At 67.1% G+C, this 22,391-nt stretch carries 19 protein-coding genes and 1 pseudogene; 11 read left to right on the forward strand and 9 right to left on the reverse strand.

Annotated elements, in window-relative coordinates; genetic code table 11:
• The first annotated feature begins 281 nt into the window (after positions 1 to 281).
• The 6 genes from ACSFA7_RS01010 to ACSFA7_RS01035 all read left to right on the forward strand — a co-directional run bounded on the left by ACSFA7_RS01010 (position 282) and on the right by ACSFA7_RS01035 (position 5,801).
• The gene (locus tag ACSFA7_RS01010; RefSeq protein WP_435497675.1) at positions 282 to 1,154 is read left to right on the forward strand and encodes a branched-chain amino acid ABC transporter permease; all 873 of its coding nucleotides are present in this window, start codon (positions 282 to 284) and stop codon (positions 1,152 to 1,154) included.
• A gap of 1 nt (position 1,155) precedes the next feature.
• On the forward strand, positions 1,156 to 2,160 hold the full coding sequence (locus ACSFA7_RS01015; RefSeq protein ID WP_435497676.1) for a branched-chain amino acid ABC transporter permease: 1,005 nt from the start codon (positions 1,156 to 1,158) through the stop codon (positions 2,158 to 2,160).
• Positions 2,157 to 2,927: an ABC transporter ATP-binding protein gene (locus ACSFA7_RS01020; RefSeq protein ID WP_206178200.1), complete on the forward strand. Its 771-nt coding sequence runs from the start codon at positions 2,157 to 2,159 to the stop codon at positions 2,925 to 2,927. Before ACSFA7_RS01015 ends, ACSFA7_RS01020 begins: the two co-directional genes overlap by 4 nt.
• On the forward strand, positions 2,920 to 3,624 hold the full coding sequence (locus ACSFA7_RS01025) for an ABC transporter ATP-binding protein (RefSeq protein WP_013540373.1): 705 nt from the start codon (positions 2,920 to 2,922) through the stop codon (positions 3,622 to 3,624). The genes ACSFA7_RS01020 and ACSFA7_RS01025 overlap by 8 nt, the downstream gene beginning before the upstream one ends.
• Before the next feature lie 33 nt (positions 3,625 to 3,657).
• Positions 3,658 to 5,358: a tannase/feruloyl esterase family alpha/beta hydrolase gene (locus tag ACSFA7_RS01030; RefSeq protein ID WP_435497677.1), complete on the forward strand. Its 1,701-nt coding sequence runs from the start codon at positions 3,658 to 3,660 to the stop codon at positions 5,356 to 5,358.
• A 143-nt stretch (positions 5,359 to 5,501) separates the two neighbouring features.
• The gene (locus ACSFA7_RS01035; RefSeq protein WP_435497678.1) at positions 5,502 to 5,801 is read left to right on the forward strand and encodes a putative quinol monooxygenase; all 300 of its coding nucleotides are present in this window, start codon (positions 5,502 to 5,504) and stop codon (positions 5,799 to 5,801) included.
• Here the strand turns inward: ACSFA7_RS01035 and ACSFA7_RS01040 are convergent.
• The 3 genes and pseudogenes from ACSFA7_RS01040 to ACSFA7_RS01050 all read right to left on the reverse strand — a co-directional run bounded on the left by ACSFA7_RS01040 (position 5,798) and on the right by ACSFA7_RS01050 (position 8,443).
• The gene (locus ACSFA7_RS01040) at positions 5,798 to 6,520 is read right to left on the reverse strand and encodes a DsbA family protein (RefSeq protein WP_435497679.1); all 723 of its coding nucleotides are present in this window, start codon (positions 6,518 to 6,520) and stop codon (positions 5,798 to 5,800) included. The genes ACSFA7_RS01035 and ACSFA7_RS01040 overlap by 4 nt on opposite strands.
• Positions 6,514 to 7,404: pseudogene (locus ACSFA7_RS01045) on the reverse strand (MBL fold metallo-hydrolase); the annotation flags it as partial. The pseudogene ACSFA7_RS01045 and the gene ACSFA7_RS01040, both read right to left, overlap by 7 nt.
• A 121-nt stretch (positions 7,405 to 7,525) precedes the next feature.
• Positions 7,526 to 8,443: a LysR family transcriptional regulator gene (locus ACSFA7_RS01050; protein WP_435497680.1), complete on the reverse strand. Its 918-nt coding sequence runs from the start codon at positions 8,441 to 8,443 to the stop codon at positions 7,526 to 7,528.
• A gap of 101 nt (positions 8,444 to 8,544) precedes the next feature.
• Between ACSFA7_RS01050 and ACSFA7_RS01055 the strand changes: the two genes are divergently transcribed.
• From ACSFA7_RS01055 to ACSFA7_RS01065, 3 genes are read left to right on the forward strand one after another with little or no spacing between them, the layout of a single operon-like run.
• A complete protein-coding gene (locus ACSFA7_RS01055; protein WP_435497681.1) occupies positions 8,545 to 9,501 on the forward strand; it encodes a hydroxymethylglutaryl-CoA lyase in 957 nt (318 codons plus the stop codon).
• The gene (locus ACSFA7_RS01060) at positions 9,498 to 10,706 is read left to right on the forward strand and encodes a CaiB/BaiF CoA transferase family protein (RefSeq protein ID WP_435497682.1); all 1,209 of its coding nucleotides are present in this window, start codon (positions 9,498 to 9,500) and stop codon (positions 10,704 to 10,706) included. Before ACSFA7_RS01055 ends, ACSFA7_RS01060 begins: the two co-directional genes overlap by 4 nt.
• 41 nt (positions 10,707 to 10,747) lie before the next feature.
• Positions 10,748 to 11,737, forward strand: coding sequence for a Bug family tripartite tricarboxylate transporter substrate binding protein (locus ACSFA7_RS01065; RefSeq protein WP_435497683.1), 990 nt, complete (start codon positions 10,748 to 10,750; stop codon positions 11,735 to 11,737).
• A 10-nt stretch (positions 11,738 to 11,747) separates the two neighbouring features.
• Here the strand turns inward: ACSFA7_RS01065 and sugE are convergent, their stop codons facing one another.
• Genes sugE through ACSFA7_RS01080 form a run of 3 tightly spaced genes read right to left on the reverse strand, consistent with a single transcriptional unit; the run spans position 11,748 to position 14,478 of the window.
• Positions 11,748 to 12,068, reverse strand: a complete 321-nt coding sequence (gene sugE / locus ACSFA7_RS01070; protein WP_435497684.1) for a quaternary ammonium compound efflux SMR transporter SugE — start codon at positions 12,066 to 12,068, stop codon at positions 11,748 to 11,750.
• A 30-nt stretch (positions 12,069 to 12,098) separates the two neighbouring features.
• Positions 12,099 to 13,229, reverse strand: coding sequence for an HPP family protein (locus ACSFA7_RS01075; RefSeq protein WP_435497685.1), 1,131 nt, complete (start codon positions 13,227 to 13,229; stop codon positions 12,099 to 12,101).
• Positions 13,230 to 13,242: 13 nt separating this feature from the next.
• A complete protein-coding gene (locus ACSFA7_RS01080; protein WP_042578536.1) occupies positions 13,243 to 14,478 on the reverse strand; it encodes a multidrug effflux MFS transporter in 1,236 nt (411 codons plus the stop codon).
• A gap of 143 nt (positions 14,479 to 14,621) precedes the next feature.
• On the opposite strand from ACSFA7_RS01080, the gene ACSFA7_RS01085 reads away from it, so the two are divergent.
• Positions 14,622 to 15,797 (forward strand): hypothetical protein, encoded by a 1,176-nt coding sequence (locus tag ACSFA7_RS01085; protein ID WP_435497686.1) that lies wholly within the window; start codon positions 14,622 to 14,624, stop codon positions 15,795 to 15,797.
• Between the two features lie 103 nt (positions 15,798 to 15,900).
• Here ACSFA7_RS01085 and rpoD read toward each other — a convergent pair whose 3' ends face one another.
• Positions 15,901 to 18,237, reverse strand: a complete 2,337-nt coding sequence (rpoD, locus tag ACSFA7_RS01090) for an RNA polymerase sigma factor RpoD (protein WP_435497687.1) — start codon at positions 18,235 to 18,237, stop codon at positions 15,901 to 15,903.
• 300 nt (positions 18,238 to 18,537) lie between these two features.
• Positions 18,538 to 20,529: a DNA primase gene (dnaG, locus tag ACSFA7_RS01095; RefSeq protein ID WP_435497688.1), complete on the reverse strand. Its 1,992-nt coding sequence runs from the start codon at positions 20,527 to 20,529 to the stop codon at positions 18,538 to 18,540.
• A gap of 86 nt (positions 20,530 to 20,615) precedes the next feature.
• On the opposite strand from dnaG, the gene ACSFA7_RS01100 reads away from it, so the two are divergent.
• Positions 20,616 to 21,569: a YihY/virulence factor BrkB family protein gene (locus ACSFA7_RS01100; RefSeq protein WP_435497689.1), complete on the forward strand. Its 954-nt coding sequence runs from the start codon at positions 20,616 to 20,618 to the stop codon at positions 21,567 to 21,569.
• Here the strand turns inward: ACSFA7_RS01100 and ACSFA7_RS01105 are convergent.
• Positions 21,517 to 22,275, reverse strand: coding sequence for a 3-hydroxyacyl-CoA dehydrogenase (locus ACSFA7_RS01105; RefSeq protein ID WP_435497690.1), 759 nt, complete (start codon positions 22,273 to 22,275; stop codon positions 21,517 to 21,519). The genes ACSFA7_RS01100 and ACSFA7_RS01105 overlap by 53 nt on opposite strands.
• Positions 22,276 to 22,391: the final 116 nt, after the last annotated feature.

Below are 22,391 nucleotides of genomic sequence, written 5' to 3' on the forward strand. Positions count from 1 at the left end.
GGGTACCTTGCTCTGCGAATGTCCCCCGGCCTGCGGCCTCCTCCTTGATTTCGCTGCGCAAGGCACCCCATCGGCGTGCTCGTTTTTCAGTGCAGTCGCTGATCAGCGATATGCCAGCAGAGTGCCCAAGTGCGCAGGGCATCGGGTGCTCCCCGCAGCGAAATCAAGGAGGAGGGGCGAAGCCCCGGGGGACATTCGCGGAGGGGAGTACCCGGTGGCCTGTGCACCCGCCCTGAACAACAGCATCCAGAACGAACGCACCTCAGACGCAGACAACAGACATGCTGACCATTCTTTTCGACGGCATCGCCTACGGCATGCTGCTCTTCGTTCTCGCCGTCGGCCTGGCCGTGACGCTCGGGTTGATGAACTTCATCAACCTCGCGCACGGCGCCTTCGCCATGGCGGGCGGCTACCTCACCGTGTTCGCGATGCAGAAGCTCGGCATGCCGTTCCTGGCCTGCCTGCCGTTCGCGTTCATCGTCGTCGCGCTCGCCGGAGCCTTGCTCGAACGCACGCTCTACCGGCCGATGTACGGCAAGCCGCACCTGGACCAGGTGCCTTTCTCCATTGGCCTCGCGTTCATGGCGGTGGCCGCCATCGACTACTTCGTCGGCTCGTCGCAGCAGAACGTGCAATTGCCCGAGTGGCTGCGCGGCCGCACCGAGATCGGCGACGGCGCACTGCTGCTGGGCATGGGGCACTACCGGCTCTTCATCATCGGCGTGTGCGCGGTGCTCACCGTGGTGCTGCAGCTCATCCTCTCGAAGACGCGCTTCGGCAGCCGGCTGCGCGCCGCGGTCGACGACCCGCGCGTGGCCGCGGGCCTGGGCATCAACGTGAACATCGTGTTCCTGCTGACCTTCGCCGTCGGCTCGGGGCTTGCAGGGCTGGGCGGTGCGCTGGGGGCGGAAATCCTCGGGCTCGATCCGACCTTTCCGCTCAAGTACATGATCTATTTCCTGATCGTGGTGTCGGTCGGCGGCACCTCGTCGATCACCGGGCCGCTCGCGGCGGCGCTGCTGCTGGGCATTGCCGACGTGGCGGGCAAGTACTTCATTCCGAAGATGGGCGCCTTCACCGTCTACCTGCTGATGATCCTGATTTTGATGTGGCGGCCCCAGGGCCTGTTCACGCGCAAGGGAGGCCGTTGAGATGAGCGCGCCTTCTTCCTCCACCACTGCGACCTATGAGTCGGCCCTGCTGCGCACCGCGCGCTGGCGGCCCTGGGAGTTCGTGGCCTGGGCGGTGGCCTTCGCGCTGCCGCTGGTGATGCCCTCGCATTCGCTGCTGGTCAACGAGATCGCCATCGTCGCGCTGTTCGCGATGTCGCTCGACCTGATCCTCGGCTACACCGGCATCGTGTCGCTCGGCCATGCGGCCTTCTTCGGCTTCGGCGCGTATGCGGCGGCGCTGTTCGCCAAGCTCGTGATGCCGGACCCGACCGTCGGGCTGGTGTTCGCGACCGTGCTCTCGGCGCTGCTGGGTCTCGTGGCCAGCGTGACGATCCTGCGCGGCAGCGACCTCACGCGGCTCATGGTCACGCTCGGCACCGCGCTGCTCCTGCTCGAACTGGCCAACAAGCTCGACTGGCTCACCGGCGGCGCCGACGGCCTGCAGGGCGTGGTGATGGGGCCGGTGCTCGGCCTCTTCGAGTTCGACCTGTACGGCCGTACCGCCGCCTGGTATTCGCTGGCGGTGATGCTGGTGCTGTTCCTGGTGATGCGCCGGCTGGTGCATTCGCCGTTCGGCGCAACGTTGAAGGCCATTCGCGACAACCGGCTGCGTGCGATGGCCATCGGCATTCCGGTGGTGTCGCGGCTCGCGGTCATCTACACCGTCGCAGCCGGCATTGCCGGCGCGGCGGGCGCGCTGCTCGCGCAGACCACCGGCTTCGCCTCGCTCGACGTGCTGGCCTTCGACCGCTCGGCCGATGTGCTGCTGATGCTGGTGATCGGCGGCGTGGGCTGGCTCTATGGCGGCGTGGCGGGTGCCATCGTCTTCAAGCTGCTGCAGAACTGGCTCTCGGCCGTGACGCCGCAGTACTGGATGTTCTGGATCGGCCTCATCCTCGTGCTGCTGGTGCTCGTGGGGCGCGACCGCCTGCTCAAGCCGTGGACGTGGTTCGGCATGGGCAAGAAGAAAGGGGGTGCGGCATGACCACCACCGACACCGTGCTTTCGACGCAAGGCCTGGTGATGCGCTTCGGCGGCATCACGGCCACCAACAACGTCACGATGGAATTGAAGCGCGGCGCTCGCCATGCGCTGATCGGCCCGAACGGTGCCGGCAAGACCACGCTGATCAACCTGCTGACCGGCGTGCTCACGCCGACCGAAGGCCGCATCACGCTGCTCGGCGAAGACATCACCACGCTCGCGCCGCACAAGCGCGTGGCGCGTGGGCTGGTGCGCACCTTCCAGATCAACCAGCTGTTCGATTCGATGACGCCGCTGGAAACGCTGGCGCTCGTGGTGTCGCAGCAGAAGGGCATCGCCGCGCAATGGTGGCGGCCGCTCGGCGGCACCAAGGGGATCGCGGAGCGGGCAGGGCAACTGCTGGAGCAGTTCCACCTGGCGGACGTCGCGAAGCAGCAGACCAAGTTCATGGCCTACGGCAAGCGCCGCCTGCTGGAGATCGCCATCGCGCTCGCCTGCGAGCCGCGCGTGCTGCTGCTCGACGAGCCCGTGGCGGGCGTGCCCGCCGGCGAGCGCGAAGAGCTGCTGCAGACCGTGGCCGCATTGCCGGCCGATGTGTCGGTGCTGCTGATCGAACACGACATGGACCTGGTGTTCAGCTTCGCCGACCGCATGACGGTGCTGGTCAACGGCACGCTCCTGACCGAGGGCGACCCCGAGACCATCGCCAACGATCCGAAGGTGAAAGAGGTCTACCTGGGCCATGGAACGGAGAACGCCCATGTCTGAGCTGCTGCGCATCGAGAACCTGAGCGCGGGCTACGGCGAGGCCGTGGTGCTGCACGACGTGGCGTTCGCGCTCGGCGAAGGGCAGACGCTCGCGCTGCTCGGCCGCAACGGCACGGGCAAGACGACGCTGATCAACACGCTGGCCGGTGCCACGCGCCAGCACGGCGGCACCATCGCGCTCGGCGGGCAGGCGCTGCACAAGCTGGCACCGCATCAACGTGCCGCGGCGGGCATTGGCTGGGTGCCGCAGGAGCGCAACATCTTCAAGTCGCTCACGGTGCACGAGAACCTGACGGCCGTGGAGCGCCCGGGCAAGTGGAATCCGCAGCGCGTCTACGAGATGTTCCCGCGCCTGGCCGAACGCAAGACCAACCTGGGCACGCAGCTCTCGGGTGGCGAGCAGCAGATGCTGGCTGTCGGCCGTGCGCTGGTGCTGAACCCGAAGCTGCTGCTGCTCGACGAGCCGCTCGAAGGCCTCGCGCCGATCATCGTGGAAGAACTGCTACGCGCCATTCGCCGGATCACGCAGGACGAAGGGCTGGCCGCGATCATCGTGGAGCAGCACCCGCAGGCGATCCTCGCGATTTCCGACCACGCGGTGGTGCTCGACCACGGCACCATCGTTCACACCGACAGCGCGGCGGCACTGCGCAGCCAGCCGCAGGTGCTGGAGCGGCTGCTGGGCGTGGCGCGGTAGCGGCCTCTAACGAACAACGAAGGAGACAGACAGATGGCGATCCCGAAGACAGTGTTTTGCGGGGGCGCCATGCTGGCGGTCGCCGCGTTGCTCGCCGCATGCGGCACCCCCACCGGGCCGAGGAGCCTCACGCTCGGCGCGTACCCGGCCACATCCTGCGTGGCCCTCGCCGCACCGATCGCGCCCGCTGCGATCGGCCTGCCGAGCGGCGCCGCAACCATCGACTCCGTGACCCTCGTTGCCGCCTCCCCGCTGGCGGTCGCCGAGCGCGGGCCCAGCCCCGCGGCGCGCATCACGCCGGTGACGCCCGCGCACTGCAAGGTGCTCGGGCGCATCGCGCCGCTCGATGCGAGCGCGCCGCCGATCCTGTTCCAGGTCAACCTGCCGCTCGCATGGAACGGGCGCAGCGTGCAGTACGGCGGCGGTGGCTTCAACGGCGTGCTGATCACCGGCCTCGCGCTGGTTCCGGCCGGCCGTTTCGACCAGCCCACGCCGCTCGCGCAGGGCTACGTGACCTACGGCACCGACTCGGGCCACCAGAACGTGCAGGGCCAGCCGCCGCAGGCCTTTGCGCTGAACGACGAGGCGCTCGCGAACTTCGCGCATGCCTCGTACAAGAAGGTGCGAGACGTGGCGGTGGCGCTGATGCAGCGCGCCTACGGGCAGGCGCCGCAGAAGCTCTATTTCATGGGCAGTTCCGAAGGTGGGCGCGAGGCGCTCACGATGGCGCAGCGTTATCCGCAGGACTTCGACGGCATCTTCAGCCGCGTGCCGGTGATCAACTGGACGGGGCTGCAGCACGCGGGCACGCGCAACGGCATCGCCACCTTCGGCGAGGGGTGGCTGCGGCCCGCGCAGGTGCAACTGGTGCACAACGCGGTGCTCGCGTCGTGCGATGCCGCGGACGGCGTGGCCGATCGCATCGTGTCGAACCCGGTGGCGTGTCTTCAGCGTTTCGATCCGGCCACCCTGCGCTGCGCGGCGGGAACGAGCGGCGACAACTGCCTCAACGATGCGCAGGTGCAGGCGGTGCGCACGCTGCGCTCGCCGTGGCGCGCGCCCGTGCCGCTGGCCCACGGTGTCGCCGAATATCCGGGCTGGGGCATCGGTGGTGAAGGCACGCCGGCTTTCGCTTCGATGGGCGGCTGGAACGCATGGTGGACCGGCACCGCCGCGCCGAGCGTGCCGCCGCAGCCGAGCAACGGCATCGCGTGGTTCTACGGGAGCGGGGCGCTGCAGTATTTCTACGCGCGCAATCCATCGCTCGATGTGCGCAACTACCGCGCCGAAGACTTCGCCGCCCGCATCGCCACCGTGTCGCAACTGATGGACTCGACCAACCCTGATCTCAGCGCCTTCAACGCACGGGGCGGCAAGCTGCTGATGCTGGAGCACATGGCCGACTACGCGCAGAGCCCGTTCGCCGGCATCCGCTACTACGAGTCGGTGGTGGCGCGCATGGGGCGCGACAACGTGGACCGCTTCATGCGCCTGTACACCGCGCCGGGTGTGGACCATGTGGGCAGCGGCGCGCCTGCGAACGTCGACATGCTCGGCGCGCTGGCTGATTGGGTCGAGCGCGGCCGCGCGCCGGGCGGACTGCAACTGCTCGAGCAGGAGGTTCAGCCGCCGTTCAAGACCACCCGCGCGCGCCCGTTGTGCGAGTGGCCGCTGTGGCCGCGCTACGTGAGTGGCGATGCATCGCAGGCGGCGAGTTTCCAATGCAGCAAGTAGCGCCTGTCATCGCGCGGGCATTCTTCTGAGAGGGCGATCTTCAAAGGCCGATTGAAAGAGTTTCCGGATCGAGAGACTTTTTCAAACGGCGGTGTCATCGCAAACTGCAGGCATCGAAACTTCGTGCCGCAGGAAACGAATACATGAGCACCGTCCCTCTGATCAGCATCGCCGTCCTGAAGGCCAAGGCCGGCCAGCGTGAAGCGCTTCGCAGCGCCTTGAGCGCCCTGGTGCCCTCCACGCGGGAAGAGCCCGGCTGCCTCGACTACACCTTGTTCGAGTTGCGTGACGAGCCCGGCAGCTTCTACATGCGCGAGTCGTTCAGGGACCAGGCCGCGCTGGACGCTCACTTCGCAACGCCGTATTTCCAGGCGTTCGAGAAGCGGTTCGACGAACTGCTGGATGCACCGATCCGGCTGGTCTTCCTGGAAAAGATCGCCTAGATCGCGCAGCCGTCGGGGCCGCACGCGGCGGGCGCTGCTGCGGATTGCGGCGGCGCGGCCAGCGTGGCGAGTTGCGCCTTCCATTCGTCCGCCCGGCCGAGCCAGGGTCCGATGTCGATGCGGCTTGCAGTGCCGTCGGCCTGCGCCAGCACGAAAGTCGGAAAGCCCTGTCCGCCCGAACGTTGCAGCAGCTGGCGGCTCGCGGCGATGTGCTGCGAAGTTGCTTCGCCGGACAGGCGCGCGAAGGTCGATGCGAAAGCTTCTGCATCGAAGCCGAGTTCGATGGCCACGGCATTGAGCACATCCGTATCGGCGATGCGCCGGCCTTCGACGTAGTGGGCGTGCTGCAGGCGATGGACCATGTCGAGGCCGCCACCTTTGCGCAGCGCCTCGGCTGCGAGGATCGCGGTAGTGGGGGGGGCGGAGTCCATCACCGCGCCGGTGTCGCGCAGCAGCCCCTCGAAGTACGCCTCGCCGAAAGGCTGGCCCGTGAGTTCGGCGATGCGCCGGTCATGCGGCATCACGTACTCGCGCCACTGCGGCGAGATCGCGCGGCGGTTCGCGCCGGTCATCATGCCGCCGCCGTGGAACTCGACCGCAAGGCCCGGCACGCTGCGCGCCGCATCGACCAGCGGCGCGGCGGCGTAGCACCAGCCGCACATCGGATCGAAGATGTAGTGCAGCGTGGCGGTGCCCGGTGCGTCGTTCACTGCGGCCATTTCATTTCTCCCTTGATGACCTTGGCGCTCAGTTCGAGCGACGAGGTGTCTTCCAGCTTCGGGTAGCGCTTCTTCATCGCGGCGATGAGTGCGGCCGAGTCCTTGGCCTTCTTGGCTTCGGTCTCGAAGGCCTGCAGGTAGCTGCGCGTGAATTTCACCGAGGCGACTGTGTAGGGCGCGCTGCCGTTCGCGTTCGGCAGATAGTGGCCGGGCACCACGGTCTTGGGATGCAGGGCTTCGATGCGGCCCAGCGTCTTGAGCCAGTCGCTGCGCGATGCAGGCGTCTGCGTGTCGGCGATCCACACGTGGATGTTGGCCGACACCGGGATGCCGCCGGCCACGGCCTTGAGCGAAGGAATCCAGGCGAAGGTGCGCGCGGGGGTAGGACCGTCGAGGCCGACGATCTGGATCTTCTGGCCTTCGAGCTCGATGCTGTCGCCAGCCAGCGGCTGGGGCACGACCACCGCCTTGGGCGCGTTCTCCTTCAGGATCGGGCTCCAGTACGCGAGCTTGCCGTCCTTGGAGGCCTGGATCGCGGCCACGGTCTGCGGCGTGGCGACGATCTTCGCGTCGGGAAAAGCGGCCTGGATCACGTCGAGGCCGAAGTAGTAGTCGGGGTCGCTGTGGCTGATGTAGACGGTGGTCAGCTTCTTGCCGCTGGCCTTGATCTTCTGCACCAGCGCCTCGCCGTCGTTGCGCTGGAACTGCGCGTCGATCAGCACGGCATCGGTCTGGCCGGTGATGAGTTCGGACGACACCGGGAACATCGACTTGGCGCCGGGGTTGTACACGTCGAGCTTGAGCGGCTCGGCGGCTTGGGCCAGAGGTGCGAGGGCGAGGGTGGCGGTCAGGGCGACAGCGGAAATCAGGGTCCTGCGGAACATGGCGATGTCTTTCGGTCGGTGGAATGGAAGGGTGACAGCGTGAACAGACCGAATGTTAGGTTGCAGGAAACGAAACAAAAACCACCGCCATCGCAATGGATCGTTTCCGTTATCGGACGAATCAGTCGCCCGCTGGCCGGTCCGTGGCGCAGCGTTCGAGGTGTGCGACCAGCAGCTGGGCCGAGGGCGACAGCGCCGACTCGCTCCGAAAGCAGATCGCGAACCGGCGGCGGGCCCAGTCGTCGGTAAGCGGCATCAGGCGCAGCCCGAAGGCGTCGGCGAATGGCCGGGCGACTTCCGCCGGCACCACGCTGATGGCCAGGCCGGCGCGCACCACGCGCAGTGCCGCGTCGAAGTTCGACACCAGCACCCGGTACACGAGCGGCTTGCCGGCCACGGCGGCCTCGCGCGCGAGCATCAGCTGCACCGCGCTCAGCGCGGGCATGCCGACGAATTCGTGGTCGAGCACCTGTTCGAAGCGCACCGTGTCGTGGCGGGCCACGGGGTGCGTGGGGTGTGCGACGATCGCGAGGTGGTCCGAGCGGTAGTCGCGCCGCTCCAGCCCTTCGAGATCGGCGGCATCCCAGCACAGGCCGATGGAGGCGACGCCCTCGCGGATGCCCCGGACGATCTCGGGGCTCACGCGCTCTTCCATGTCGACCCGGATGTTGCGGTGCACGGGGTCCTGCAGGAAGCCGGCCACGTCTTCGGCCAGCGATTCGGCCATGACCGACGCCGAGGCCAGGATGCGCACATGACCGCGCGCCCCGCCGGCGTAGGAAGCCATGTCGCGCTCGATGCGGTTCGCGCTGCCGAGCATGGCGCGGGCGTGCTCCAGCAAGGTCTCGCCGGCGGGCGTGGGCACCACACCGCGGCGCTTGCGCAGCAGCAGCGGCGTGCCGACGGTGTCTTCGAGCTGCGCGAGGCGCTTGCTGATCGCCGAGCCGACGATGCTGGCCTGCTCGCCGGCGCGCGCGATGCTGCGGGTTTCGCAGACGGCGACAAACAGGCGCAGGGTGGTCAGGTCGAGGTCTCTCATGATGTTCCGTTCTGGAAGCAAATGGCTTCCAAAATATACCTTCTGAACCAAATCGGAACTTCTAACATCGACGCCGTACCCCTCACGACGGAGACAAAGAATTGACTCACGCTTTCCTGCCGCCCCGCGCGGTCGTTCGCGAAGTGGGGCTGCGCGACGGGCTCCAGAGCATCGCCCGCGTGCTGCCCACCGCACGCAAGCTCGAATGGATCCGTGACGCGCACGCGGCCGGCCAGCGCGAGATCGAAGTCGGCTCCTTCGTGCCGGCCCACCTGCTGCCGCAACTGGCCGACACGGCCGAGCTGCTGGCGTACGCGAAGACGTTGCCGGGGCTTTTCGCCTCGGTGCTGGTGCCCAATCTCAAGGGCGCGGAGCGCGCCATCGCGGGCGAGGCGGACCTGATGATGGTGCCGCTCTCCGCGAGCCACGCGCACAGCCTCGCCAACCTGCGCAAGACGCCCGACGAAGTGGTGGCCGAGGTCGGCCGCATGCGCGCCGCGCGCGATGCGGCGGGCTCGAAGACGCTGATCGACGGCGGCGTGGGCACGGCCTTCGGCTGCACGATCCAGGGCCATGTCGACCCCGAGGAAGTGCTGCGGCTGATGCAGGCGCTGCTCGATGCGGGCGCGGACCGCGTGAGCCTGGCGGACACCGTGGGCTACGCCGACCCGGCGATGGTCCGCAGCCTGTTCGAACGCGCGCTGCGCATCGCGGGCGACCGCCTCTGGTGCGGCCATTTCCACGACACGCGCGGCCTCGGGCTCGCGAACGTCTACGCGGCGCTGGAGGTCGGCGTCACGCGTTTCGATGCCTGCCTGGCCGGCATCGGCGGCTGTCCGCATGCGCCGGGCGCGAGCGGCAACGTCGATACCGAAGACCTCATCTTCATGCTGGAGAGCATGGGCGTTGCGACCGGCGTCGACCTGCAGCAACTGCTCGACCTGCGCAAGCGCGTGGCCGGCTGGCTCGAGGGCGAGACGCTGCAGGGCACGGTGTGGCGTGCGGGTTTCCCGAAGACCTTCGTGCCGACGGCCGCAGCCCAGGAGGTGGCCGCATGAACGCCGCCGTGATCGAGAAAAAGCGCCTGCCGCTCGCCGGCATCCGCGTGGTCGAGTTCACCCACATGGTGATGGGCCCGACCTGCGGCATGGTGCTGGCGGACCTGGGCGCGGAAGTCATCAAGGTCGAGCCGATCGACGGCGACCGCACGCGGCACCTGCTGGGCGCGGGGGCGGGCTTCTTCCCGATGTTCAACCGCAACAAGAAGAGCATCGCGCTGGACCTGCGCAACCCGCAGGGGCTCGAGGCGGCGCTGCGCCTGTGCGCCACGGCCGACGTGGTGGCGCAGAACTTCCGCCCCGGCACGATGGACAAGTACGGCCTGGGCTACGCCGCGCTCGGCAAGCTCAATCCGCGCCTCGTGTACGTGAACCACACGGGCTTCCTGCCCGGGCCCTATGAGCATCGAACGGCGCTCGACGAGGTGGTGCAGATGATGGGCGGGCTCGCCTACATGACGGGGCGCCCCGGCGACCCGCTGCGCGCGGGCACGAGCGTGAACGACATCATGGGCGGCATGTTCGGCGCCATCGGCGCCATCGCCGCGCTGATGCAGCGTGCGGAAACCGGCAAGGGGCAGGAGGTGCAGTCGGCGCTCTTCGAGAACAACGTGTTCCTCGTCGGCCAGCACATGCTGCAGTACGCGATCACCGGGCAGGCGGCGGCGCCGATGCCAGAGCGCATCTCGGCCTGGGCGCTGTACGACGTGTTCACCGTGAAGGACGGCGAGCAGATCTTCCTGGCCGCAGTGAGCGATGCGCAGTGGACGGTGTTCTGCGATGCGCTGGGCTTCGACGACCTGAAGGCCGACCCGGCCCTGAGCACCAACAACGACCGGGTGCGCCTGCGACCCACGCTGCTGGCCGACCTGCGCGTCCGGCTCGCCGATCGTTCGGCGGCCGAGCTGTCGGCGATCTTCGAGGCGCGGGGCCTGCCGTTCGCACCGATCACGCGGCCCGAAGACCTGTATGCCGATCCGCACCTGAAGGCCAGCGGGGGCTTGGCCGACATTCGCTTGCCCGACGGCGAGCGTGCAGGGCAGATGGCGCAGACGACGCTGTTCCCGATCACGCTCGACGGCGAACGCCTGGGCGTGCGCCTGCATCCGCCAACGCTCGGTGAACATACGCGCGAGCTGCTGGCCGAGCTGGGCTACGGCGATGCGCAGGTCGATGCGATGCATGCGGACGCGGCCGTGAGCTGACGCCGGCGATTCTTCAAAAACCATAAAGAGAGACAAGACCCATGACCACCACGAACTTTTTCCCGATGAACCGCCGAACGCTGCTGGGCTTCGGCGCCAGCGCGGCGGCGCTGGCCGCCTGTCCCGTGCTCGCACAGGGCTCCGACAAACCGATCCGCTTCATCCTGCCTATCAGCGCCGGCTCGGGCGTGGACAACATCGTGCGCGCCGCGTCGGTGGCGCTCGGCAAGGCCTTCGGCCAGCCGGTGGTGATCGAGAACATGCCGGGCGCGGGCGGCATCACCGGCACCGCGGCCATCGTCAAGGCGGCGCCCGACGGGCTCACGCTGGGCATGGTGTCGAACAACCACGTGATCAACCCGAGCGTGTTCAAGAAGATGCCGTTCGATGCGATCACCGACATCACGCCGATCAGCGTGGTCGGCGCGACGCCGCTGGTGCTGATGGTGAACCCGAAGCTGCCCGCGAAGAACGTGAAGGAGCTTGTCGCGCTCCTGCGCGCCAAGCCCGAGGGCTACAACTACGCCTCGTCGGGCAACGGCACCATCATTCACCTGGCCGGCGAGATGTTCATGGATGAGGCTGGCGTGAAGGCGCGCCACATTCCGTACAAGGGCACCGGCCCGATGGTGACCGACATGATGGCGGGGCAGGTCGAGATCGGCGTGGTCGCGTTGCCCGCAGTGCAGCAGCACATCAAGAGCGGCGCGCTGCGCGCCATCGGCGTGTGCGGATCGGCCCGCTCGCCGGCCGCGCCGGACATTCCGACGATCGCGGAGCAGGGGCTGCCGAACTACGCGGTCGAAGGCTGGTTCGCGGTGATCGGCCCGCCGAAGATGCAGGCGGCCGACATCAAACGCGTCCACGACGCCGTGGTGGCCGCCTACACCAGCGCCGAGGTGCGCGAGGCGATGGACCGGCAGGGCAACGTCATCAAGCCCACCTCGTCCGAAGAGGCAGCAAGCTACTTCCGCAGCGAGGCTGCGCGCTATGCGGCGCTCGTGAAGAAGGCGAACGTCGTGCTGGAGTAGCGCGCGGTGTTCAGGCCGCGCTCGTGAGCTTGAGCCCGAGGATGCCCGCGACGATCAGCCCCACGCACACGAGCCGCGCCGCATTGGCCGGCTCGTGGAACAGCACGATGCCCAGGATCACCGTGCCTACGGCGCCGATGCCGGTCCATACCGCGTAGGCCGTGCCCACGGGCAGCGAGCGCATGGCCCAGCCCAGCAGCACCACGCTGAGCACCATCGAGAAGGCGGTGCCGACCGAGGGCCAGAATTTCGTGAATCCTTCGGTGTACTTGAGGCCGATGGCCCAGCCCACTTCAAGTAGACCCGCCACCAGCAATACGACCCAGGCCATGCGCGCTCCTTGGTAAAGACAAAAGGGGTTTCAGTTCTCCGGCCGCACGGCACGGTAGAGGGCGCGCACGAAGTCCGACTGGGTGATCATGCCGGTGAGGCGCTTTTCACCATCGATGATGGGGATATGGTGGTGGCCGCCTTCGGAAAAAAGCGGCACGAGATCGACCACCGGCCGCTCGGCGCTGGCCACGCGCACCTGGCGCGTCATGATCTGGCCGACCACCTCGGGCTTGTTCGACACCACGGTGCGCGTGGCGCGAATCAAATCGCGCAGCCGGCCTGCGATGCCTTCGTGGTTCTGCAGGTCGAGTTGGCGGAAGAAGTCGGCCTGCGTGACGATGCCCACCACGCGGCGCGTGCGGTCGGTCACCGGCAGCGCCTTGATGCGCTTCTCGTGCATCAGCGCCCAAGCCTCCTGCAGGGGCGTTCCGAACTCCACCGAGACAGGGTTGGGCGACATGATGTCGCCGCAATCGAGCGTGCCCAGGCGCCGCTTGTACGACTCCAGCTCGGTCTGCTGGATCAGTGACTCGAGGTCGTCTCGGCTGATATCCAGCACCTGGTTGTAGCGGGCGAGCACCGCGTCGATGTCGGCCTGGCTGAAGCGGGCGTCCGCGCGCGGCGGCTGCGCCACCTGCACATGCGGATAGCGTCGGCCGGTGAGCGAGTTGTAGATCACGCCGGCCAGCACCATCAGCACCGAGTTCGTGAGGGCGGGAAACAGGGCCGACGAGAACTGCGTGGTGTGGGTGAGCACCGCCAGCAAGGCCGCCGCGCCGCCCGGCGGATGCAGGCAGCGCGCGGCGAACATCACCCCGATCGCGGCGGCGACCGCGACGGCGGCGCCCACGGCGGGGTCGGGAATCCAGTTCGCGCAGGCGATGCCGACCAGTGCCGACAGCGTGTTGCCGCCGATGACCGACCAGGGCTGCGCGAGCGGGCTCGAGGGCACGGCAAACACCAGCACCGCGGTGGCGCCCAACGGCGCGATCAGCCAGACGGCGCTCTCCAACGGGCCGGCCAGCCAGCGGCACAGCAGGGCGGTGATCAAGAGCCCGATGGCCGCGCCGCACACGGCGCGCAGGCGCTCCCGCATGTCGACGGTGGTGCGGCCCGGCAACCAGGCGCGTGCGTAGGCGAGGAACGCGGAGAACCGCATCGCGCGGCTCCTTTCAGGTTTCGTTGGCGAGGCTGCGGCCGATCTCGGGCCAGCGGCCATGCAGCCAGACCCAGGCAACCAAGCCGATGCCCAGCATCAGCGTGGAGGTGACCGCCAGGGCCAGCGTGGAATGCATCACCAGCGGTGCGATCGCACCGGCGACGACGCCGTTGGCGGTGGAGCCGATCACCGCCTGCAGCGACGAGGCCATGCCGCGGCGCTCGGGGTGCAGGTCAAGCACCAGCAGCGTGACCACCGGCACCATCAGCGCCCAGCCGAAGGCGAACACCGCGAGCGGCCACAGCGCCCAGGCCACGTGCGCATCGAAGAAGAAGTTGGCCACCACGTTGACCACCGAGGTGACCAGCATGATGAGGAAGCCGTCGCGGATCTGGCGCTTGGGCGTGACCTTGCCGGCCATGCGGCCGCTGGCGCGCGCGCCGAGCATGATGCCGCCGATGGTCAGCAGGAAGAACCAGAAGAACTGCTGCGGCTGCAGCGCGAGGTGGTCGCCCAGGAATGCGGGCGCGGCCAGCACGTAGAGAAACATGCCGTTGAAAGGCACGCCGCTCGCGAGCGCGAGCAGCAAAAAGCGCGGGTCCGAGCACAGGTCCCAGTAGCCGCGCATCAGGTGCCGCACGTGGAACGACTGGCGGTGCGAGGGATGCAGCGTCTCGGGCAGCAGCTTGTAATTGGCGACGAACAGCACCACGCCCACGGCCACGAGGAACCAGAACACCGCGTGCCAGCCCGCATGCACGAACAGGAAGCCGCCGATGATCGGCGCGATGGCCGGCGCCACGCCGAAATAGATCGTGACCTGGCTCATCACGCGCTGCGCCTCGGCGGGCGGGAACATGTCGCGGATCACCGCGCGCGAGACCACGATGCCCGCGCCGGTCGACAGGCCCTGCAGCCCGCGGAACAGCACGAGCTGCGTGATGTTCTGCGACAGCGCGCAGCCCAGCGAGGCGATGGTGAATACTGCAAGGCCCCACAGCACCACGGGCCGGCGGCCAAAGCTGTCCGACAGCGCACCGTGGAACAGGTTCATGAACGCGAAGCCGAAGAGGTAGGCCGAAAGCGTCTGCTGCATCTCGGCGGGCGTCGCGCCGATGGAGCGCGCGATGCCCGAGAAGGCCGGGATGTAGGTGTCGATGGAGAACGGCCCGAGCATGCCGAGCACCGCGAGCAGGACGGCCAGCGCCCAACGCGGGGCCTGCCAGAGTTTGTCGGCGTCGGGATTCATGGCTTGGGATGGGAGAGGAAAAGGGCGCGCGAGGTGCGCACCGAAAGAGTGCGAGCGTAGCAGACGCGTCGGGAGGTCGCCGGAGCGGCCTGCCCACTAAACTGCGCGCCTGCGTGCATTGAAGAAACAAGAAGGGACGAGGAATGATTCAGGAGTTTCTGTCGATCACCCGCGGCGAGCTGTGGCTGCGCGGGGGCGAAGCCGCGCCGGTGCAGATCGAATCGCCGTTCGCGCGCGAGCTGATCCAGCGCGAGGCCAACAGCCGCCGCACCACCTCCTGGAAGCACGCCGAGCGCGAGGAATCCAAGGGCATGCTCTCGGGCGCCGCGCTGTGGGGCCGCGGCGGGCCGGGCGGCGCGATGGCGCCGGCGCGCTTCCAGCACGTCTGCCGTAGCGGGCCGCGCACCATCTACTACGTGCTGAGCGTGGGGCGCAGCATCGGTCTGTTCCGCTACGAGCTCGACGAGAAGCGCGAGATCCGGCTCTTTCACCGGCAGCACACGCCGATCCTCGGCATGACCTACGTGCCCGAGACCCGTCACGTGGTGCTGGCCGTGGGGCAACCCGACGGGACCGCTCAACTGGAGGTGTTCGACGAGGAGGGCAATGCCAAGGGGGCGGTCACCGGCGGCGATGCGGTGGACGCCGCGCCGGCCGCGATGCCGGGCGCGCCCTCGACGCTGGTCTACCAGACGTGCGGCGTGGCGCGGCACCCCGAGAACGGCGTCGTCGTCGCGATGGCGCATTCGACGGTGAACTGGCTCGACTACAAGAGCGCCCAGATGGACAGCCTGCTCGACGACCCCGAATGGGACTACATCGTTCCGCGCATCGCGGCCGACGGCACGCTCTACGCGATCCGCCGCCCGGTGGAAAAGCCGGCGCACGAGCGCGCCGGCGGTGCGATCAAGGACACGCTGATGATGCCGCTGCGCCTGGGCAAGGCAGTCTTCGGTTACCTCAACTTCTTCTCGATGATCTACGGCAAGGAGCCGCTGCGCTCGGCCGGCGGCCCGCGCACGCCCGAGCTCGACCAGGACCTGGGCAAGCTGTGGCTGCACGGACGGATGATCGAGTTGTCGAAGGTTCGGAGCGACCCGCAGTACGCGGGCAATCTGGTGCCGGGCTCGTGGCAGCTGATCGCGCAGGAAGGCCGCCGCGCGAGCCCGCGTGTGGTCGCCTCGCATGTGGCGCACTTCGATCTCGCACCGGACGGCACGGTGCTCTACAGCAACGGCTACGACATCTTTTCGTGGTCGCGCGGCGAGCAGCGCAAGCTGGACCGGGAAGCGCTGGTGGAAGGGCTCGCGGCGCTCTGAGGAAGATCGGCGTACCGACCAAAGAAAAAGGCCCGGGACCGCAAGTGCGGTTCCGGGCCTTTTTTGAGCCTGTCCGGCACGGGTGCCGGACAGAGCCCTGGGCTCAGAGCGTGTCGATGAAGCTGCGCAGCTTGTCCGAACGCGACGGGTGCTTGAGCTTGCGCAGCGCCTTCGCCTCGATCTGACGGATGCGCTCGCGGGTCACGTCGAACTGCTTGCCGACTTCTTCCAGCGTGTGGTCGGTCGACATCTCGATGCCGAAGCGCATGCGCAGCACCTTGGCTTCGCGCGGCGTGAGCGAGTCGAGGATGTCCTTGACCACGTCGCGAAGGCCGGCTTGCATCGCGGCCTCGATGGGGGCCGTGTTGCTGCTGTCCTCGATGAAGTCGCCCAGGTGCGAATCGTCGTCGTCGCCGATGGGGGTTTCCATCGAGATCGGCTCCTTGGCGATCTTCATGATCTTGCGGATCTTGTCTTCCGGGATCTCCATCTTGGCGGCCAGGATGCCGGCGTCGGGCTCGAAGCCGAACTCCTGCAGATGCTGGCGCGAGATGCGGTTCATCTTGTTGATCGTCTCGATCATGTGCACCGGGATGCGGATGGTGCGCGCCTGGTCGGCGATCGAGCGGGTGATGGCCTGGCGGATCCACCACGTCGCGTACGTCGAGAATTTGTAGCCGCGACGATATTCGAACTTGTCCACCGCCTTCATGAGGCCGATGTTGCCTTCCTGGATCAGGTCGAGGAACTGCAGGCCGCGGTTGGTGTACTTCTTGGCGATGGAGATCACGAGACGCAGGTTGGCCTCGATCATTTCCTTCTTGGCATCGCGCGAAGACGATTCGCCTTCGTTCATGCGCTTGTTGATGTCCTTGAGCTGCGTGAGCGGCACCACCACGCGCGACTGGATGTCGGTCAGGCGCTGCTGCAGTTCCTGCACCGGCGGAATGTTGCGCGCGAGCACGGCGCTCCAGGGCTTGCCGGCGGCGGCCTGCTTCTCGACCCACTTCAGGTTCAGCAGGTTCGACGCGATGCGGTTGCCGTTCTTGTCGTAGCCGCTGAAGTCGCGGATGAATTCGTCCTGCGGGAAGCCGCACTTGTCCACGATGATGCGGCGCAGTTCGCGTTCCTTCTTGCGAACGTCGTCCACCTGCGTGCGCACCAGGTCACACAGCTTCTCGATGGTCTTGGCCGTGAAGCGGATGGTCATCAGTTCTTCGGACAGGGCCTCCTGGGCCTTGACGTACGCGGGCGTACCGTAGCCTTCCTTGTCGTAGATCTTGTGGACCTTCTCGAACAGGCCGGCAATGCGGTCGAAACGATCGAGCGCTTCGCGCTTGAGTTCTTCGAGCTTCTTGGTGAGGGCCTTGGAGCCGCCCTTGCCGTCGTCGTCGTCTTCTTCGTCGAATTCGTCGAAGTCTTCTTCGGCCACGTAGTCGTCGGCCTCGTTGGGGTTCGAGAAGCCGTCCACGATGGTCGAGATGACGACCTTGCCTTCGCGGATTTCAGCGGCCAGGCGCAGGATCTCGGCGATGGTGGCGGGGGAGGCCGAGATGGCTTCCATCATGGCCATCAGGCCGCCTTCGATGCGCTTGGCGATTTCGATTTCGCCTTCGCGGGTCAGCAGCTCGACCGTGCCCATTTCGCGCATGTACATGCGGACCGGGTCGGTGGTGCGGCCGAATTCGCTGTCCACCGTGGAGAGGGCCGCTTCGGCTTCTTCTTCGGCTTCTTCCACCGTGGTGGCGGTGGGCGCGGTGTTGTTCAGCAGCAGGGTTTCGGCATCGGGCGTCTGCTCGTACACCGCCACGCCCATGTCGTTGAGCATGGTGACCACGACTTCCATGGTCTCGGCGTCGACCAGCTTGTCGGGCAAGTGGTCGGAGATTTCGCCGTGCGTGAGGTAGCCGCGGGTCTTGCCCAGCGTGATCAGGGTCTTCAGGCGCGAGCGGCGCTTGGCCAGGTCTTCTTCGGAGAGCACGGTCTCGTCGAGGCCGAACTCCTTCATCAAGGCGCGTTCCTTCGCCTTGCTGATCTTCATGCGCAGCGGCTTGACCTTTTCTTCGGTGGTCGTCGCAACCGCCGGCTCGTCGCCGGCCAAGTCTTCCTCGATGTCCGACAGGTCGATGTCGCTCTCGGCGGCTTCATTGCCGGCCTTGGGCTTGCGGCCGCGCTTGGCGCCGGTGGCAGGTGCGGCGGCACCGGCAGCCTTGGGCGGACGGCCGACTTTCTTGGCGGCGGGAGCGGCGATTTTCTTGGGATCGTCGAGGGTGGTCGTTTTCGTGGGCACGGTTTTCACTTTCGTTGCGGGCGCCGATTTGGACGCGGCGGCACCCGTCTTAGATGCCGGCGTCTTGCCGGCTTTCAACGGTTTCTCTGCGACAGGCTTTTTGGCGACGCTCTTGGCAAGTGAAATAGCAGGCTTCTTTGAACTGGGCATACGACCTCGTTACGACAAGAATGGACAAGCGGAAATCACAGGCGCACCGCCATTCGGGCAGCGCCACCACAGCCCGCGCACAGGCACGGACATAAAACAATTGGGAAAGAGGAATTAATTCCTCAGCAGACAAGATGTCGGGCGAACATTTGGTGTGCAGTCCTTGCGGTTATTGACCCTTTCCGCCGGAATTTACCGTTGGAGTGCGTTGCGCTAGGGGGTCGGCCCGGAGGTGCTGCTGTCGCTCTTGTCTGATTTCGCCAGTTGCGAAGCCCTACATTATAGCGTATTGCACAAATTTCAAGCAGTTTCTGAACCGCGCGGACTCAGGCGGTTGCGCAATTCCAACCGCCGCGCCTCGAGCGCCTTGTAGCGTTCCAGGGCTTTCGGGTCTTTTCCGACCGCGGCGATGGCCTCGCTTTGCTGGGCCTTGAGGCGATCGTCCAGCATGAAGTCGAGCACGCTCGAAAGCTCCTTGGCGGCGTCAGCCAGGTGCTGTTCTTCCTCGCCCTCGGGGACCGGGGCGGCGTCGGCGACGTTCATGAGGCGCTCGGCCAGTGATTCGAAATCCAGCCCCCTCATGCCTTCGCGCAGCGCCGCCCAAGGTTGCACGCCGTGCTCGTGCAGCTGGCTGTCGAGCCAGGTGAAGAGCGCTCCGTGCGTGCCGGGCAGGTCGCACAGCATGAGGTGCAGCTCATGCGAGAGTGCATCCCATTGCGCCATGTTCGAGAGCAACAGCCGCACCGCCACGTCGGGCCGGCTCGGGGGCTTGCCGCGGCCGCGCAATGGCTCGATGGGCTCTTCGAACTTGCTACCCCAGCGCTTGCCCTTGACGAATTTGCGCGGCTTGCTATCGGTTTCATAGCGGGGCGCTTCGTATTCCATGGGCGGCGGCATGTCCGGGTAGCCGCCATCGTCATCCCCCGACTCGCTGTGGCGCGGCGCGGGCGGCGCCGCTGCCTTGCGCGGGCCAGGCGTGGAGGCCCAGAGATCCGAAAGCGCCGCCGCATCGAGCTGCACCAGAGTGGCGATCTCGCTCAGCAGTTGCCGCTTGAGTGCGCCGTCCGGCATCGCGCTCCAGAGCGGGCGCACGTTGCTGGTCATGTGGGCGCGGCCTTCGGCGGTGGTCAGGTCGCAGCCTTCGCGGGCGGCCTCGAGCATGAAGCGCGACAGCGGCGTGGCCTCGGTCACGAAGCGGGCGAAGGCGTCCGCGCCGTGTTCGCGGATGAAGCTGTCGGGGTCGTGCTCGGCCGGCAGGAACAAGAACTTGATGCTGCGGACGTCGGTGGCATAGGGCAGGGCGCCGTCCAGGGCCTTGCGCGCGGCGCGGCGGCCGGCGGCGTCGCCGTCGAAGCTGAAGACCACCGATTCGGTGAAGCGGAAGAGCTTCTGCACATGCTCGGTGGTGCAAGCGGTGCCGAGCGTGGCCACCGCGTTCGGAAAGCCGAGCTGGGCGAGGGCGACCACGTCCATGTAGCCCTCGGTCACCAGCGCATAGCCGCGGTCGCGGAAGGCGGCGCGCGCCTCGTAGAGGCCGTAGAGCTCGCGGCCCTTGCTGAACACGGGCGTTTCGGGCGAATTCAGGTACTTGGGCTTTTCGTCGCCGAGCACGCGCCCGCCGAAACCGATGCACTCGCCCTTCACGTTACGGATCGGGAACATCACGCGGTCGCGGAAGCGGTCGTAGCGCTTGGCTTCGCTCGCTTCGAGTTGGCCGTCTTCGGTGTTGACGATCACCAGGCCGCTCTCGGCGAGCAGCGGATCGTCGTAGTCGGGGAACACGCTGGCGAGGGCCCGCCAGCCCGCGGGCGCATAGCCGATGCCGAACTGCTTGGCCACCTCGCCGGAGACGCCCCGGCCCTTGAGGTATTCGATGGCACCGGGCGCCTGTCGCAGCGACTTGCGGTACGACTCGCCGGCCTTCTCGAGCACGTCGGTCAGCGTGGCCTGTTTCTGGCGCTGGCTGGCGGCGCGGGCGCGCTCGGCGGGAGAGGCGTCGTCCTCGGGCACCTGCAAGCCATATTGGCCGGCCAGGTCGTGCACCGCCTCGACGAAGCCCATGCCCGCGTGCTCCATGAGAAAACCGATGGCGTTGCCATGCACCCCGCAGCCGAAGCAGTGATAGAACTGCTTGGTCGGGCTGACGGAAAAAGAGGGGGATTTCTCGCCGTGGAAGGGGCACAGCCCCATGAAATTGGCGCCGGCCTTCTTGAGCTGCACATAGCGGCCGACGATCTCGACCACATCGGCGCGCGCGATGAGTTCCTGGATGAATGAAGCGGGGATGGTCATGTAGGCGAAGAGCGGCAAATCATACGCAAGCGGCCGGCCTCCGGCGGTGGGACGGCATACTGATTGCGATCCGGATTTCCCAACGCATGACGACGCCCAACCCATTGCACCACGCCGCGCCGCTGCTGCGGCACCCGCTCCGATTCATCTGGGACGCGCTGAAGGCCTTTCGCGCCAACCAGGGGCTGCTGCTCGCGGGGGCAGTGGCGTACTACGCGCTGCTATCCATCGTGCCGCTCCTGATCGTGAGCGTGATCGCGATGTCGCACATCATCGAACAGGCCGAGCTGCTGCGCACCATCGGTCGGTACCTCGAATGGCTGCTGCCGGGGCAATCGAAGGCGATCGTGACGGAGCTGTCGAGCTTCCTCGACCATCGCGACGTGATGGGGCCGGTGCTGCTGGTGACAATGATCTTCTTCAGCTCGCTGGCCTTCAGCATCCTCGAGAGCGCCATGGCGGTGATCTTTCACCACCGAAAGGCCGACCACAAGCGCCACTTCCTGGTTTCGGTGGCGATGCCCTACGTCTACATCCTTTGCCTGTGCGTGGGGCTGCTGCTGGTCACGCTGGTGTCGGGCGCGCTTCAGCTGGTGGGACAGGAAAGCGTCGACTTGCTGGGGCGCAGCTGGTCGCTATCGGGCGTGTCGGGGTTGCTGCTGTACCTGCTGGGGCTGGGCGGCGAGATCTTCATGCTGACCTCGCTCTACCTCGTGATGCCGGCCGGCCGTATGTCGTTGCGCCACGCGCTGCTCGGCGGCGTGACCGCCGCGCTGCTGTGGGAAGCGACGCGGCGGGTGCTGATCTGGTATTTCTCGACCTTGTCGCAGGTCAACGTGGTCTACGGCTCGCTCACCACGGCGATCGTGGTGCTGCTGAGCCTGGAGATCGCCGCCACGCTCGTGCTGCTGGGCGCGCAGGTGATCGCCCAGTACGAGCGGCTGGACCGCACCGGCAGCACCGCAGTGCCGCCTGCGGTGCCGGGTGTCAGCGTGGAGGGAGTCGAATCGCTCCGTCCAGACGAATCACCTCGCCGTTGAGCATGTCGTTCTCGATGATGTGCTTGGCGAGCTTGGCGTAGTCCTCGGGCGTGCCCAGACGCGAGGGGAAGGGCACGCTGGCCGCCAGCGCGTCCTGCACTTCCTGCGGCATGCCGAAGAGCATGGGCGTGCCGAAGATGCCGGGGGCGATGGTCATGTTGCGGATGCCGTTGCGCGCGAGGTCGCGGGCGATGGGAAGGGTCATGCCGACCACGCCGCCCTTCGAGGCGCTGTAGGCGGCCTGGCCGATCTGGCCGTCGTAGGCTGCGACCGAGGCGGTGGAGATCAACACGCCGCGTTCGCCGGTGGCTTCGGGCTCGTTCTTGCTCATCGCGTCGGCGGCGAGGCGGATCATGTTGAAACTACCGACCAGGTTGATCGTGACGGTCTTGCTGAACACGGCGAGCGCGTGCGGGCCGTTCTTGCCCACGGTCTTCTCGGCCGGCGCGATGCCGGCGCAGTTGACGAGGCCGACCAGCTTGCCGAGCTTGGTGGCCGCGGCAACGACGGCCTGGCCGTCGGCTTCCTGGCTCACGTCGCACTTGACGAACACGCCGCCGATTTCCTTGGCGACGGCTTCGCCTTTTTCAGCCTGCATGTCGGCGATCACCACCTTGCCGCCGTTCGCGGCCAGCATGCGCGCCGCGCCTTCGCCGAGGCCCGAAGCGCCCCCGGTCACGATAAAAACCTTGCCGTCGATCTGCATGAAGAGTCTCCTGAAATAAGACCGGCATTATCGAAGAGGCTCGCCGGGCCAAAAAAAGGGCCTCATCCGAAGATGAGGCCCCTGAATTGGATCCGTGAGGACCCAAGGAGACAACT

This window comes from Variovorax trehalosi, from assembly GCF_051216415.1.
GTDB lineage: Bacteria > Pseudomonadota > Gammaproteobacteria > Burkholderiales > Burkholderiaceae_C > Variovorax.

Coding starts and splice junctions, on each gene's coding strand:
- ACSFA7_RS01065 (WP_435497683.1), top strand. CDS start 10,748: ATGACCACCACGAACTTTTTCCCGATGAACCGCCGAACGCTGCTGGGC.
- ACSFA7_RS01080 (WP_042578536.1), bottom strand. CDS start 14,478: ATGAATCCCGACGCCGACAAACTCTGGCAGGCCCCGCGTTGGGCGCTG.
- sugE (WP_435497684.1), bottom strand. CDS start 12,068: ATGGCCTGGGTCGTATTGCTGGTGGCGGGTCTACTTGAAGTGGGCTGG.
- ACSFA7_RS01060 (WP_435497682.1), top strand. CDS start 9,498: ATGAACGCCGCCGTGATCGAGAAAAAGCGCCTGCCGCTCGCCGGCATC.
- ACSFA7_RS01020 (WP_206178200.1), top strand. CDS start 2,157: ATGACCACCACCGACACCGTGCTTTCGACGCAAGGCCTGGTGATGCGC.
- ACSFA7_RS01035 (WP_435497678.1), top strand. CDS start 5,502: ATGAGCACCGTCCCTCTGATCAGCATCGCCGTCCTGAAGGCCAAGGCC.
- rpoD (WP_435497687.1), bottom strand. CDS start 18,237: ATGCCCAGTTCAAAGAAGCCTGCTATTTCACTTGCCAAGAGCGTCGCC.
- ACSFA7_RS01015 (WP_435497676.1), top strand. CDS start 1,156: ATGAGCGCGCCTTCTTCCTCCACCACTGCGACCTATGAGTCGGCCCTG.
- ACSFA7_RS01085 (WP_435497686.1), top strand. CDS start 14,622: ATGATTCAGGAGTTTCTGTCGATCACCCGCGGCGAGCTGTGGCTGCGC.
- ACSFA7_RS01040 (WP_435497679.1), bottom strand. CDS start 6,520: ATGGCCGCAGTGAACGACGCACCGGGCACCGCCACGCTGCACTACATC.
- ACSFA7_RS01025 (WP_013540373.1), top strand. CDS start 2,920: ATGTCTGAGCTGCTGCGCATCGAGAACCTGAGCGCGGGCTACGGCGAG.
- ACSFA7_RS01075 (WP_435497685.1), bottom strand. CDS start 13,229: ATGCGGTTCTCCGCGTTCCTCGCCTACGCACGCGCCTGGTTGCCGGGC.
- ACSFA7_RS01050 (WP_435497680.1), bottom strand. CDS start 8,443: ATGAGAGACCTCGACCTGACCACCCTGCGCCTGTTTGTCGCCGTCTGC.
- ACSFA7_RS01010 (WP_435497675.1), top strand. CDS start 282: ATGCTGACCATTCTTTTCGACGGCATCGCCTACGGCATGCTGCTCTTC.
- ACSFA7_RS01105 (WP_435497690.1), bottom strand. CDS start 22,275: ATGCAGATCGACGGCAAGGTTTTTATCGTGACCGGGGGCGCTTCGGGC.
- ACSFA7_RS01100 (WP_435497689.1), top strand. CDS start 20,616: ATGACGACGCCCAACCCATTGCACCACGCCGCGCCGCTGCTGCGGCAC.
- ACSFA7_RS01030 (WP_435497677.1), top strand. CDS start 3,658: ATGGCGATCCCGAAGACAGTGTTTTGCGGGGGCGCCATGCTGGCGGTC.
- dnaG (WP_435497688.1), bottom strand. CDS start 20,529: ATGACCATCCCCGCTTCATTCATCCAGGAACTCATCGCGCGCGCCGAT.